This is a genomic window from Natrialba asiatica DSM 12278 (assembly GCF_000337555.1).
In the GTDB taxonomy this organism is placed as follows: Archaea; Halobacteriota; Halobacteria; order Halobacteriales; family Natrialbaceae; genus Natrialba; species Natrialba asiatica.
On the sequence record NZ_AOIO01000028.1, the window covers coordinates 42,757 to 54,834 of the forward strand.

Annotated in this window: 14 protein-coding genes; 5 read left to right on the forward strand and 9 right to left on the reverse strand. The window is 63.7% G+C overall.

Annotated features, from left to right (window positions below; all coding sequences use genetic code 11):
- Position 1: 1 nt before the first annotated feature.
- On the reverse strand, positions 2-634 hold the full coding sequence (locus C481_RS10575) for a 50S ribosomal protein L1 (protein WP_006109195.1): 633 nt from the start codon (positions 632-634) through the stop codon (positions 2-4).
- 197 nt (positions 635-831) lie between these two features.
- Here C481_RS10575 and C481_RS10580 point away from each other — a divergent pair, with 197 nt between their 5' ends.
- Positions 832-1,443 carry a hypothetical protein gene (locus C481_RS10580; RefSeq protein WP_049904594.1) on the forward strand — a complete coding sequence of 204 codons (612 nt, stop codon included), beginning with the start codon at positions 832-834 and terminating at the stop codon, positions 1,441-1,443.
- Between the two features lie 209 nt (positions 1,444-1,652).
- On the opposite strand, the gene C481_RS10585 is transcribed toward C481_RS10580, so the two are convergent.
- The 4 genes from C481_RS10585 to C481_RS10600 form a co-directional block, all read right to left on the reverse strand.
- Complete coding sequence (locus C481_RS10585; RefSeq protein WP_006109197.1) at positions 1,653-2,126, reverse strand: 50S ribosomal protein L11; 474 nt, start codon at positions 2,124-2,126, stop codon at positions 1,653-1,655.
- A 106-nt stretch (positions 2,127-2,232) separates the two neighbouring features.
- A complete protein-coding gene (gene cutA, locus C481_RS10590; protein ID WP_006109198.1) occupies positions 2,233-2,535 on the reverse strand; it encodes a divalent-cation tolerance protein CutA in 303 nt (100 codons plus the stop codon).
- A gap of 192 nt (positions 2,536-2,727) precedes the next feature.
- Positions 2,728-2,916: an HEWD family protein gene (locus C481_RS10595; protein WP_006109199.1), complete on the reverse strand. Its 189-nt coding sequence runs from the start codon at positions 2,914-2,916 to the stop codon at positions 2,728-2,730.
- Between the two features lie 147 nt (positions 2,917-3,063).
- Positions 3,064-4,575 (reverse strand): phosphoenolpyruvate carboxykinase (ATP), encoded by a 1,512-nt coding sequence (locus C481_RS10600; protein WP_049904591.1) that lies wholly within the window; start codon positions 4,573-4,575, stop codon positions 3,064-3,066.
- 342 nt (positions 4,576-4,917) lie between these two features.
- On the opposite strand from C481_RS10600, the gene C481_RS10605 reads away from it, so the two are divergent.
- Positions 4,918-5,790 (forward strand): MOSC domain-containing protein, encoded by an 873-nt coding sequence (locus C481_RS10605; RefSeq protein WP_006109201.1) that lies wholly within the window; start codon positions 4,918-4,920, stop codon positions 5,788-5,790.
- Positions 5,791-5,871: 81 nt separating this feature from the next.
- On the forward strand, positions 5,872-8,685 hold the full coding sequence (locus tag C481_RS10610) for a disk-shape morphogenesis protein volactin (RefSeq protein WP_006109202.1): 2,814 nt from the start codon (positions 5,872-5,874) through the stop codon (positions 8,683-8,685).
- A gap of 36 nt (positions 8,686-8,721) precedes the next feature.
- Here C481_RS10610 and C481_RS10615 read toward each other — a convergent pair whose 3' ends face one another.
- The 3 genes from C481_RS10615 to C481_RS10620 are packed head-to-tail and all read right to left on the reverse strand — an operon-like array spanning position 8,722 to position 10,568.
- On the reverse strand, positions 8,722-9,111 hold the full coding sequence (locus tag C481_RS10615; protein WP_006109203.1) for a cupin domain-containing protein: 390 nt from the start codon (positions 9,109-9,111) through the stop codon (positions 8,722-8,724).
- Between the two features lie 56 nt (positions 9,112-9,167).
- Positions 9,168-9,299: a rubrerythrin-like domain-containing protein gene (locus C481_RS21700; RefSeq protein WP_006109204.1), complete on the reverse strand. Its 132-nt coding sequence runs from the start codon at positions 9,297-9,299 to the stop codon at positions 9,168-9,170.
- Between the two features lie 24 nt (positions 9,300-9,323).
- Positions 9,324-10,568, reverse strand: a complete 1,245-nt coding sequence (locus C481_RS10620) for an MFS transporter (protein WP_006109205.1) — start codon at positions 10,566-10,568, stop codon at positions 9,324-9,326.
- Positions 10,569-10,766: 198 nt separating this feature from the next.
- Between C481_RS10620 and C481_RS10625 the strand changes: the two genes are divergently transcribed.
- Positions 10,767-10,946, forward strand: a complete 180-nt coding sequence (locus C481_RS10625; RefSeq protein WP_006109206.1) for a DUF7501 family protein — start codon at positions 10,767-10,769, stop codon at positions 10,944-10,946.
- 34 nt (positions 10,947-10,980) lie between these two features.
- Here the strand turns inward: C481_RS10625 and C481_RS10630 are convergent, their stop codons facing one another.
- Positions 10,981-11,448 carry a hypothetical protein gene (locus C481_RS10630; RefSeq protein ID WP_006109207.1) on the reverse strand — a complete coding sequence of 156 codons (468 nt, stop codon included), beginning with the start codon at positions 11,446-11,448 and terminating at the stop codon, positions 10,981-10,983.
- 142 nt (positions 11,449-11,590) lie between these two features.
- Here C481_RS10630 and C481_RS10635 point away from each other — a divergent pair, with 142 nt between their 5' ends.
- The gene (locus C481_RS10635) at positions 11,591-12,040 is read left to right on the forward strand and encodes an SHOCT domain-containing protein (RefSeq protein WP_006109208.1); all 450 of its coding nucleotides are present in this window, start codon (positions 11,591-11,593) and stop codon (positions 12,038-12,040) included.
- Positions 12,041-12,078 lie beyond the last annotated feature (38 nt).

Genomic DNA, 12,078 nt, shown 5'->3' on the forward strand with positions numbered 1-12,078 from the left:
ATTAGGCCACCTCCACGGATGGGCCCATGGTCGTCTTTATGTAGACGGCATCGATGTTCTGGGGCCCCTTCTCGAGGTCGGCGTGCAGACGGCGCAGGATGACGTCGATGTTGTCGGCGATGTCTTCGGCATCCATATCTTCGGCGCCGACGAGCGTGTGGAACGTTCGCCGGTCGCCGGAGCGAAGCTGCACGGTGTTCTTGAGTCGGTTGACGGTCTCGACGACGTCGTCGTCGGGCGAGAGCGGGTCCGGCATTTTCCCTCGCGGACCGAGGATGGTACCGAGATGCCGGGCGATATCTTGCATCATCGCCTCTTCGGCGATGAAGAAGTCGGTCTCGTCCGCCATATCTTTGGCGTCGTCGTCGTCCAGATCCGCGACGTCGTCGACCGAAAGGACCTCGTCCGCGGCCTCTTCGGCGCGGACACCGGTCTCTCCTTCGGCAATAACGACGATACGCGTCTCCTGTCCGGTGCCGGACGGGAGGACGACGGACTCGTCAACACGATTCGACGGTTCGTTCAGGTCAAGGTCGCGCAGATTTATCGCGAGGTCGACCGTCTCGGTAAAGTTCCGATCGGGCGCGTCCTCGAGTGCGCGATCCACTGCGGTTTCGATATCCGAATCTGCCATCGTTCACCTCCGTAGTACGCAGGAGTGCTCCTACGGGTCAGTGAAACAGGCAATGCCTGTCTCTGTTGAGAGAAGTGCCATGTCGAACTTAAACCCGTCGAACTGGAGTCCCGACCGGTTCAGTGTTCGACTCTCGGTCTCCGAAGAGTATGCACCGACCAGAAGTTCTATGAAGAGAGACAGTGATGAATTCGAATATGTGGCCAGCAGATTTATACGTGGGGATGAGCGGATCCGAATCCGAGTCCGCGGTCATCGAGGTGCTCACGTCGGGGGCAGCGGTTGAGGCGTATCGGTCGCTCGGGTCGCTCGGGCGGGTTGGGTTTCAGTTCGCCGCGACGGTCGTTCTCGCGTTGGTCGTCCTGGGGTTGATTCAGGGATACGGCACGCGGACCGTCGAAACGGCGCGGCGAAGTCCCGTAATTTCGATCTGTATCGGCCTTCCGAGCGGGCTGGTCCTCGCCGGACTCGCAAGTACCGGCTATGTTCTCGTCGGACAGAGCATCGGGATCTTCTTTGGCATTCCACTGGTTCTTCTCGGCGGAACGACCCTCCCGGTACTCCTGGTGCTCGGATTCGTTGCTGTCGGGCGGACAGCGATGGCCCGACTCGGTCGAGACCGGCTCGGCTCCGGGATTCTTGCCGGGGGAGTCCTCTGTGGAGTCGCAGGATTCTCGGTAGGGGTCACCGTCCTCCTCGCCGTCCTGGTTGCCTCGCTCGGTATCGGCGCGTTCGTTCGCGTGCTGATGAGTGCAGGCGGCACGACTGCTCCGGATGAGCGCACCGTTCCGCCCGCGAACAAGATTTGAGAAATCGATTGCCGCCTCTTCTCAGACACCTGTGTTCTGAATATCCCTCATTTACCGCCTCTACGGCGCTATTTCAACGGTTTACATCCGCGACGTGGGTGGCCGTGACAGACGACTCTCGGCGCTCGATATCGACGAGCGAAAAATGAACTGACTCGTGACCACGGCCCGCCATCACGCGCCGTTACTAGCGGTCGGTCATATCCCGATTAGGCGAGTGCGTCGTCGTACTCGCCGTCGTCGACTTTCGCTTTGAACTCGCGGGCGTCGACGCCTTCGATGGTGACGCCCATCGAGGCGCAGGTGCCGACGACTTCCTTTGCAGCGTTTTTCGTATCGTACGCGAGCAGGTCGGGGTGTTTCTGCTCGGCGATCGTCTTTACCTGGTCGATCGAGAGGTCCGCGACGAAGTCCTCCTGGGGTTCGCCGCTACCTGTCTCGAAGCCAGCCTCGTCCTTGACGAGTGCCGCCGTCGGTGGGACACCAACGTCAATTTCGAAGGAGCCGTCGTCCTCGTAGTCGACGGTGACGGGCACTTCCGTGCCGTCGAACGCTTCCGTCTGGTCGTTGATATCCTGTACGACCGCCTGCACGTCGACGGGGGTCGGTCCGAGCTCGGGACCGAGCGGTGGGCCAGGGTTAGCCTGGCCACCCGGAACGAGCACTTCGATGGTTCCAGCCATACCCGTCACAACCCGTGCGCGAGTTTTAAGGGTTGCTTTTTCGGGCAGTCCTCGCCTGTGACGGTCTGACGCACGACTCGCAGCGAACCGCGGGCACGCGACGGTGCTACTCGACGCTCTCCGCACGCCACGCCGCGAACGACTCGAGTACGTCTATCTCGTCGAAGCACTCGATGCACGGCACGTCGTAGGGATGTTCCGCCCGGACGCGAGCGACGAGTTCGTCGGAGGCGTCGTCGGTGGTCTTCGCGAGGAGGATGGCCTCCTCATCGCGGTGTACGTCGCCGTCCCAGCGGTACGTCGAGGTCGTCGAGAGGCGGTTGACACAGGCAGCGAGGCGCTCATCGACGAGCATCTCGGCGAGTTCAGTGGCCGATTCGGGCGGCGCGGTGATGTAGACGGTTGGCATCGGGCGTTCTGTACGGCGTCGGGATACAAAGATGAAGCCGGAGACGGTCGGGTCGGTGCGAGAGCGACCGACGCGCATCGTGGGCGCGGCCGTTCGAGTGAACTCGAGCGGAATAGCGTCCTTGGAGGACTCGATTGCTGCCGGCTGTCGGGCGTCAGCGATCGGCTATCGCCTTCCGCAGCCGTTCTCCCGTTACTCGTCTGTCGCAACCGGGTTGAAGTTCCCGTTGATGTCCCACTCGTGGAGACAGTGCGGGCTGCCGACCTGTTTTGTGCCGCTCTCGCGGGCGATTTGCCAGGCTTCGAGGTCGTCGTCCCAGTGCTCAGCGCGCCCGCACGACTCACAGACTCGTGCGGTTGGTTTCCGCAACTGTGCGCTCATTACCGGTGATGCGAACTGGACGCACATAACAGTATGGCTGTGCGGCAATGTCTGCCGTCGACGCTCGTGAACTCGACGCCGGCTTTCGAAACCGATCGTCACGTTCAGGACTCGATCCGAACCCGACACCGATCGAACGTTCGACGCTCAGTAGACGGCGTCGACGATGTCGTCGCGAAGGTCGTCGAACTGGGCGAGATACTCCTGTCGTTCAGCACGGAGTTCGGCGATCGCTTCGTCGTAGTCTTCGACGTGATCGGGGACGTAGTAGTCCTCGATATCGAGTTCTGGAACGGACTCGGGGACGGTGAGACCGGTTCGGTCGTCGTCGGTCCACTCGATCGTGCCGCGGGCGGCTTCGGTGAGAATCGTGACCGATTCGGTGACGCCGATGTCCTGGGATTGCTCACCGAGGTAGCCGGTGTTGATAACGTAACAGTCGACATCGAGGATGTCGATCAGGTCGTGGAAGATGTTGCCTTCCTCGCCCTCGGAGCCGATGATGAACGGGTTCGTTCCGACGACGCGGATCGACTCGCCGGCCCGCGAGGGATCGCCGGCGCTGGTTTCGATCGATTCGCCGAGCATGAACGCGGCGGCAGCCTGGTCGTTGCGGAGCTTCGCCACGGGGGGCATCAACGGGTTTCGGGTGATGAAAAAGACCTGGTCGATGTCGTCCAGGTCGATCTCGTCGTCCGCGCTCTCGAGTTCGTCGCGGCGGACGACCGCGCGCGAGTTCGTCGTGTATCGGTCCTCCTCGAAGTGGACGGTGCCGTCGTCGTCGACGGCGACGTTCTCGAGAATGGCGGAGTCGTCGGTGGCGGCGCGGTAGAGGCCGGGCTGTTCGTCCTCGTCGAGACCGATGGTTTTGATGAAGAGGCCGGTGGCCTCGCTACCGGCGACCGAGCCGTCGGGAAGGAGCGCACAGACGTCGTCCTGGCGCATCGAGGCGTCTTCGGGGTCGTCGAGCCAGCAGCCGTGGGAGGTAAGCGTCGACTTGCCGGTCGCGGAGAGGCCCATGAACGCCTGGCCGACGTTCTGGAGGTCGCCGTCTTCGTCGCGGACGCGGACGTGCTTGCTCCCGGCGTGAAGGCCGAGCCCGCCCTGTTGCTTGATCCGGAACATGAACAACCGGAGGAACGACTTCTTGGCTTCGCCGATGTAGTCGGTTCCGAGCACGGCGGTAAAGCCGGTCTCGGGAAGGACGCGGATCGCTCGCTCCTCGTAGTCCGGCAGGTGGACGGTGTACAGGTCGGGCTCGCGGCCATCGGACGGTTCGAATAGGTTTGCCCAGCCCAGCGCGAGGCGGGCGTGTTCGACGGGCACGAACAGTCGGCAACAGAAGGTCGCTTCCGGGTGTCGCCCCATCAGCCGGTCGACACAGACCAGTTCGCGCTCACCCGCGAGTTCGACCGCGTCCTCGACGAGCGCGTCGTCGGCCGCGGTGAACTCGTGGTCGACGGCGTTTTTCGTCCGGTCTGCGCTCCGCGAGCGGATGTCGCTGACGAAGGACGGCGATCCGAACTCGGTGGTCGTCTCTTGGTGGGAGGCGAGGTCGCGAAGTTCGGTGAGCGATGGATTGTGCCGAACATTCGACGCTGTTACTGGGTCGGGAAGCTGTTGATCCAGCGGACGGGGTTCCGTCCCGGTTTCGGACATATACATAACCCACCATCATCCTGATGTATAAACGTGGAGGATTTTGCGCTGAGTGTGTCATGACTTCCCGAACCGGAATTCAATGTTTGGCGTCTCATACATCTCTACGTCCGATATATAGTCGCTTCCTTCTCAGCGGTATTATTATCTGAATACAGAGGTGTTCCGATGAGAACTCACATCAGAAATAATTCTAACTCCGAGGGAAAGACGTACCGTTGTTTCTCGATCCGCTGTGTTCGCCCCGGCAGTAATCCGTGCGTTCTGTCCTGTGCTACGTTGACAACTACCAACTGAAACTAATGGGCATACATAAACAATAGTAACTCGTTACTACGCGCGATGGCCTCCCTGGATCGAATCCGTATTCACCCGATCAAGTCCCTCGATGCAGTGACGCTCCGAACAGCCACAATTCAGACCGGGGGTGGGTTGGCATGGGATCGGCGCTACGCGATCGTCGAGCGAAACGGTGAGAATGAGCCCCTCGACGACACGCCACCGATTTCGAGTTCAGATCTCCCTCTGCAGGCGAGTGATACCTACGTCAACGGCAAGCGCGAACCGGCGGTTCACGGACTGCGCGCCGAGTACGATCTCGAGCGCGAGACGGTGACGCTCTCGGAGACCGGCGACCCGACTGCAGACGGCGATACGTTTCACCTCGAACTCGACCGGGACTGTCTCGCCTCGTGGTTCTCCGAGTACCTCGGCTATCCCGTTGACCTCGTTCGTAACGAGGCGGGCGGATTTCCGGACGATACCGACGCGTCCGGCCCGACCGTGATCGCCGGGGAGACGCTCGAGACCGTGGCGTCGTGGTACGACGACATCGGTTCGCCGGAACTGTGTCGGCGGCTTCGACCGAACCTCGTAGTCGAGGGCGTTCCGGCGTTCTGGGAGGATCGTCTCTACGGCCCTCCCGGACAGGGAGTTTCGTTCACTATCGGAGCAGCCGCGTTCCAGGGGATCAACCCGTGCCAGCGGTGTGTGGTTCCGACGCGAAACCCCGACACCGGCGAGCAGACCGACGGTTTTCGGGAAACCTTCGTCGAACGCCGCCGGGAGACGTTGCCGGACTGGGCGAGCGAGGAGTGGTTCGATCACTACTTCCGGTTGATGGTCAACACGAATGTCCCCGAGTCGTCGTGGGGAACAGCGATTGAGACCGGGGACGCGGTTTCGGTCGGTAAGCGACAGCGCGTCCCGCAGTAACTCCGTCAACAGCCCCGCGCCCGTTTTCACATCTGGTACTCGGGGGCAAAGTACCAAGAGTAACCCCTGGGTTGTCGTCGCATGGACTACGGTCTCGATATCGGTGCGGACGCGATTCGGCTGGCGAACGGCCAGCCTTCGTCACCGTCCGTCGCGTCGACGCCCGCGCTCGTGCTCGCGGCCTCGTCGCTCGAAGCGACGCCGCCGGCGAACGATACTGAACTCGTCGAAACCGCTGACGCGGCGTATCACGTCGGTTCGGACGCCCTCGCAGCGGCGGAGACGGAAGACGCCGAACCCGCGTCGCTGTTCCGGAACGGCGTGCTCCCGCCCGACCCTCACGGCGACGCGGCGTTTGCCGCACTCGTTGAGAGCGTCTTCGCCGAGCAGGAGACCCAGGGGCAGGCACAGGCACAGTCGGCCGAAACCGGCGGTCGGCTCTGTTACACGACGCCGGGAACGCTCGTTGACGCCGACGCACCGACTGATTCCCACCGAGAGACCGTTGCTTCGACGATCGAAACCGCCGCGAATCGCCGCGGAAACGGGAATGGGAACGGGGACGGAGACGGGAACGAGTTCAGCGTCAGTGTGACGCCGATCAGCCGGGGCTTTGCGGTCGTCTACGACCAGTTCGCTGCGGACAACTACACCGGACTCGGCATCTGTCTGGGACCGCAGACGACGAGCGTCGCGCTGGCGTACTACGGCGTCCCGGTCCTCGCGTTCGCCGTTCCGCGCGGCACCGACTGGATCGTCGACCGGGCGGCCGATGAAACCGAACATGCACCCGAACGGGTCCGCAGCGTGCTCGAAACGTTCGAACTCGACCCCGACGCGGACCCCGGCCCGGTCGAGCGCGCACTCGCAACGGCGTTCGACGACCTCGTCGGTGAACTCGGCGATGCGCTCGGTGTGCGGGCGACCGAGGCCGACCTTCAGCGGGGCGTCGCCGTGCCGATCGCAGTCGCAGGATCGGGTGCCGTCGAGGGGCTCGAGTTCCTGTTGGGCGGTCGATTCGATGCGGCGGGACTGCCGCTATCGATCCGCGGCGTGCGACTCGCCGACGATCCCGAGGCGAGCGCGACGCGCGGCGCACTCGCAGCCGCTGCGGACGATGTCGAGCCCTACGAGGACGTGACGTGGGGCGATGCGCCGAAGGACGGGCCATCGGGCGAGACGCCGGAAAGCGAGCGTGCAGCGCCGACGGCACAGGCCGATGACGCGACGCTGTCGTTCGACGACCCGGCTCCCGATAACGACGCCGTCGGAGATGTCGCAGACGACGCTATCGACACCCTGTTCGACCGACTCGCGAACCGGGACGACGAGATTCAGGGCCTCACGGACGACCTAGACCGACTCGAAGCCACCGTCGAAACCGTCAGCGATCGAACGGCTGACACCACCGACCTCGATGCCGTCGAAACCGAACTCGAGCGCGTCCGGGAGCGCGTCGACGACCTCGAAGCCGCGAGTAACGATCACGCCGAGGCGGACACCGTCGCCACCCTCGACTCGACGCTCGCGACGCTCTCGGAGCACGTTGCGGACCGCGAAGACGAAATTGATACCGCGCTCGAAACCGCCGAAACGCGGGTGGACGGCGTCGCCGGTCGGCTCGAAGAACAGGCGACCCGACTCGACGCCGTTTCCGGACGGGTCGAGGAACTCTCGACCCGTGCCGACTCGCGAATCGACGATGCCGACGCTGCGCGCGATGCGCTCGCCACGGACCTCGATGCGGTCGAAGAGCAACTCGCGGAGACGACGGCGGCGCTCGAAACGGATCGTGATACCCTCGAGACGCTCGAAGCGACGGTCGACCGACTCGAAACGGACACAGCGACGAGGACGGCTCTCGACGACCTCGGAGCCCGCGTCGACGAGTGCAGAACCGACCTCGACGACCACCTGAAGCGAGTCGACGACCTGGACGAGACTCTCGAGACAACGACGATGGCCCTCGACGCAGTCGAGACCAGGACCGACGACATCGCGGCCGATACCGACCGCCTCGCCGACGAGTTCAACGCGCTTGCCGATCGCTGTCCTGAGGGTGACCTCGCAACCCGCAGCGCGGTTACGGCGCTCGAAGACGAACTCGAATCCGTTCGGACGACCCTCGAAGAACTCGAGGACCGCGTCAACGCGGTCGAAGCCGACAGCGAAACCGGAGACGCGACCTTCGAGGACCGGCTCGCGACCCTGGCCGACCGACTCGACGCGATCGACGAGCGAGTGGCCGACTCCGGTGACCGCCTCGAATCCGTCGCCGCTAACGCGGATTCCGTCGAAGCGGACGTGACGGGCGTTACCGGTGACGTAGACGACATTGAGAGCGAACTCGCCACCGTTGTGGCCGACGTTGCCTCCCTCGACGATGACGTAACGACGCTCGACGAGCGGACAACCGCTCTCGAGGACTCCGAAACGGCGCTCGACGACTCCGAAACCGCACTCGACGAGTTCAGCCGTGAACTCGAGACGCTCTCGGCTGCCGTCGAGTCCACCCCCGACGCCGCAACGGTCGACGACCTCGCTGCTGAGACGGACCGGGTAGCCGCCGATATCGACTCGGTCCGCGAAACTGTCTCGGCCGTCGACTCCGAGCAGACCGCAGTCGAGGAGCGACTCGACGACCTGGACGAGACCCTCGCGGATACCGTGAGCCAAGACGAGTTCGCCGCGCTTCGTTCGGAACTCGAGGACCGCGAGGAACGGGCGTCGTCGCCGAGTGAACTCGGCGGCCCGCTGCTCGCCGGTGGCGGCGGCGCTGGTGTCGTCGCCGGCGCGCTCGTCGCACTCGCGGTACCCGGAACGGGCGGGGTCGGTGTCGCCGCAGCCGCGATCGGTGCCGTGTTGCTCGCGGCTGCTGTCGCGGTGGCTCGATAGGACGACCCCGTTCCGGCCGCGGGTGGTCGCTTCCTCTCAGCTTCGAGCCGTCGTTTCGTCCTCGACGATCGAATCGTCCGCGACGTTCGGCGCGCCGATCGCGAGCACGCGGCTCTCCTCGACGGCCTCGAGTTGCCGCCAGGACTCGGGCGGGACGACCATGAACTCGTGTTCCGTGAGCGTGACGACGTCGCGTTCGGTCTCCCGTTCGACCGTCACATCGACGGTTCCCTCGAGAACGACGTACAGTTCCTCCTGCTCGTCTTGCCGGTGGTAGGTGCTTTCCTCGCCGCGGTCGTAGTGCCAGACGCTCGGACGGGTCTGCTCGGGTTGCAGGTCGAGTCCGACGGGGAGCAGCGTCGGTTCGAGTTCGTCCAGCTCGCGCGACTCGACGGTATCGAGGGACGCAACCGAGTATAACGACATGGACGATGGTTCGACGACCGGTGGCAAAAAACCGCGGCAGGGACGAGACGGTCTACTCAGTCGTGGATCAGTTCGACGTTTCGCATCTCGCCCCCGCACTGTCGACAGGTACTGACGAGCGCGTCGGCGACCGCTTCCCGGCGGCCGCACTGGACGCACTCGAACTCGACCGGTTCGACGAGTGTCATACCACTCGTAGGGATTGGGGTGTGTTAACTCTTTTCGTGATATGGCGGTCGGTCGGTATGCCAGAGAACGATAGCAAGACCCGTCGCGACGGTAACGGAGGCGGTCAGCAGCCAGAACGCCGGCTGGAAGCCGACGGCGTCCGAAATTACGCCGACGATCGCCGGTGCGATCGCACCGGCCCCCATTAGCAGCGTTCGGACGACGCCGAGCCCTCCGCCGGCCACGTCGTCCGGAATCGCCGACATCAGATACGCGCCCCTGACGGGCCGAAACCCGTGCGAGCCGATGCCTGCAGCGATGAGCGCGCCGCCAAGCACGATCGGACCGGCGGTGTTCGTCAGCGAGACGAACGCGATCAGTGCAACCGACGCGAGACCAAGGGTTGCGGTAATAAGCGGCAGTCGACCGACCCGATCGCTCAGATCGCCGGTCACCAACTGCACCAGACTCGCCAGAAAGAGCCCGCTGAAGAGGACGTTCGCCGTCCCGTCGGTCAACCCGGCTTCCGTCGTCAGGTACTGCGGCGCGAACGAGACCAGGCCGTTGTACGTGAACGAGAACAGCACGGTCAACAGTGCGAAGGCCGCAAACCGCGGGTCGCGAAAGAGCGACGCGTACTGCCTGAACTCGTCGAGACTGACGCCGTTGGTCGTGCCGCCGTCCGCCATTTCGTCCGGGATGCGCCGTGGAACGCGGGTCCAGAAGAGCACGGTCAGAACGAGTCCACAGAGCCCGGCACTCAGGAAGACCAGCCGCCAGCTTGCCCCGAGCACGAACGGCACGCCTGCAACGAGGACGACGGCCCAGGGCGCGACGACACCGGCGAACGCACCGAACGTATCCAAAACCCCGAGTGCGCGGCCGGTTCGTGCCGGATACGCTCGCGAGAGCAGTCGGACGGCGACGGTCTTGTGCGCGCCAGTTCCCGCGCCCATAACGAGCATCACGCCGACGAGGACGAGAAACGACGAGTCGACGACGAGGGCGAGCGAGGAAACCGCGGCGACGAACACCCCGGTCGTGATGACCGTCACCGAGCCGAGGCGATCGGCGAGCACGCCCGACGGAAACTGCATCGCCGCGTACACCAGCATAAATCCGGAAAACGCCATCCCTAGGGCGGCGTTCGAGACATTGTAGGCGTCCTGAAACGAGCCGAAAAGCGGCGGGAAAACGTATCGCAGAAACTTCGCCAGAAACCAGATTCCGGCGGTCAGCAACAGCGCATCGAAGTGGGCGACTCGTCGTGCCGCTGTCGTGACCGACATTCGGTTCTCGTTTCCTGTAGGACGCCCGCCGGACGAGAAGCCACCGATCCCGGCAGATCTCTTGGCAACTACCGCGACCCGCGGGTGCCGTCACTGCCGACTCGCGACTCGAAATAATATGTGTGTATATCACATATTATTGTATCCCGTCCTAGCAGGCAGTATTCATATACTGGTCCGTTGTACGCGTTCCAACTCATGGCAGTGACTACGACCGACTGGTCCGATCCCGTTTCGTGCCCGTTCTGTGGCGACGATCTCGCCTCGCCGGGCGCTGGCTTTGTCGACCACATCCACGAGAACGAAGCCTGCGAGGACGAGTTCACGTTCTGGCGCGAGAACGTAAGCGGCGATGTGGCGGGAGAGTGGTCGGGCTAAGCCGAGACTAAACCGACTACAATCCACCGAGCCGTCAATCGAAATCCGGCAGGTCCTCCGGCGGTTCGTACGCCGCCTCCCAGTCGATATACTCCTCTTTTAAGATCACCGAGACGACCTGTCCGAACTCGGTCAACGCGGCGTTGATCGCCGAGACGGTGCCCCAGGTATCGAGTTCGGGATGGTACTCCCGCGCCTGCCAGTCCTCCGGAATGCCGGGCGCGTGGTAGCCGACCCGGTCGGCGAAGTCGTCCCAGAAGAAGTCGAACTCCGCGAAGAGATCGAGGTCGCGAGCGATACCGAACTCGCGTTGATCGAGGTTTGTGTCCGTTCGCCACTCCTCGAAGGCGTCCTCCCAGGCACCGTTCTCGAGGAACTCCTGGAGTTCTTCGCGGCGGTAGTCGATCTCCTCGGAGCCGCCGCTGATCGTCGCATCTTCGTACTCGTTGGGATCGACGAAATCGAGCGTCGGCGGTTCTGGGGTGTCGACCGCGAGTGTCATACGTCACGCTCGGACTGCCGAGAGGTAAATACCATCGGTCGTTCGACGGGTTCGGCGGGTTCGACGTTCGTTCGGCGAGTCGGTCGGAAGACCGTTCGGCGGTTTCCCCCACAGTTATTCGGCTCGCCCGAAACAGTTTCGTATGGGCAATCGTAGTGGGCGCGGCGCTGAGCGCGCCCCCGAAACCGGAAGCCGAGGCTACGGCTACAGCCTCCCGGAAATCTTTGCAATTACGTTCGTCCTTGCGGACGTAATCGTCATCGCGGTGGCGCTGTTCGCCGGTCCCCTGTATGCGGTCGTTCTCACGGTGTTGCTCGTCGCCAGTGCGTTACTCGTCTGGTTTCTCGCGCGACAGGCGTCCAAACAGGAGCGCGAGGCCGAGATCAGTCGTTCCGCCGACCGCGAGACGAGCGAGGACGCTGACTCGCCCACCGGAACCGACCCGGTGACGACGCTCCAGCGCCGGTACGCCGAGGGCGAACTGACGGAAGCCGAGTTCGAGCGCCGACTCGACCGCGTTCTCGACGCGAACGAGCGCGCGGCCGACGCGGACGTCGATACTGCCGATCTCGAACTCGAGCGGTCGTCGTGACAGGCGTACGACGGCGCACCGTTTCGAACGACGACACG

What these genes read in the sequence shown, in the direction of transcription:
- C481_RS10630 (WP_006109207.1), bottom strand. Translation starts at nt 11,448, where the DNA reads ATGACACTCGCGGTCGACACCCCAGAACCGCCGACGCTCGATTTCGTC.
- C481_RS10620 (WP_006109205.1), bottom strand. Translation starts at nt 10,568, where the DNA reads ATGTCGGTCACGACAGCGGCACGACGAGTCGCCCACTTCGATGCGCTG.
- C481_RS21700 (WP_006109204.1), bottom strand. Translation starts at nt 9,299, where the DNA reads ATGACACTCGTCGAACCGGTCGAGTTCGAGTGCGTCCAGTGCGGCCGC.
- C481_RS10625 (WP_006109206.1), top strand. Translation starts at nt 10,767, where the DNA reads ATGGCAGTGACTACGACCGACTGGTCCGATCCCGTTTCGTGCCCGTTC.
- C481_RS10600 (WP_049904591.1), bottom strand. Translation starts at nt 4,575, where the DNA reads ATGTCCGAAACCGGGACGGAACCCCGTCCGCTGGATCAACAGCTTCCC.
- C481_RS10610 (WP_006109202.1), top strand. Translation starts at nt 5,872, where the DNA reads ATGGACTACGGTCTCGATATCGGTGCGGACGCGATTCGGCTGGCGAAC.
- C481_RS10580 (WP_049904594.1), top strand. Translation starts at nt 832, where the DNA reads ATGTGGCCAGCAGATTTATACGTGGGGATGAGCGGATCCGAATCCGAG.
- cutA (WP_006109198.1), bottom strand. Translation starts at nt 2,535, where the DNA reads ATGCCAACCGTCTACATCACCGCGCCGCCCGAATCGGCCACTGAACTC.
- C481_RS10595 (WP_006109199.1), bottom strand. Translation starts at nt 2,916, where the DNA reads ATGAGCGCACAGTTGCGGAAACCAACCGCACGAGTCTGTGAGTCGTGC.
- C481_RS10585 (WP_006109197.1), bottom strand. Translation starts at nt 2,126, where the DNA reads ATGGCTGGAACCATCGAAGTGCTCGTTCCGGGTGGCCAGGCTAACCCT.
- C481_RS10575 (WP_006109195.1), bottom strand. Translation starts at nt 634, where the DNA reads ATGGCAGATTCGGATATCGAAACCGCAGTGGATCGCGCACTCGAGGAC.
- C481_RS10615 (WP_006109203.1), bottom strand. Translation starts at nt 9,111, where the DNA reads ATGTCGTTATACTCGGTTGCGTCCCTCGATACCGTCGAGTCGCGCGAG.
- C481_RS10635 (WP_006109208.1), top strand. Translation starts at nt 11,591, where the DNA reads ATGGGCAATCGTAGTGGGCGCGGCGCTGAGCGCGCCCCCGAAACCGGA.
- C481_RS10605 (WP_006109201.1), top strand. Translation starts at nt 4,918, where the DNA reads ATGGCCTCCCTGGATCGAATCCGTATTCACCCGATCAAGTCCCTCGAT.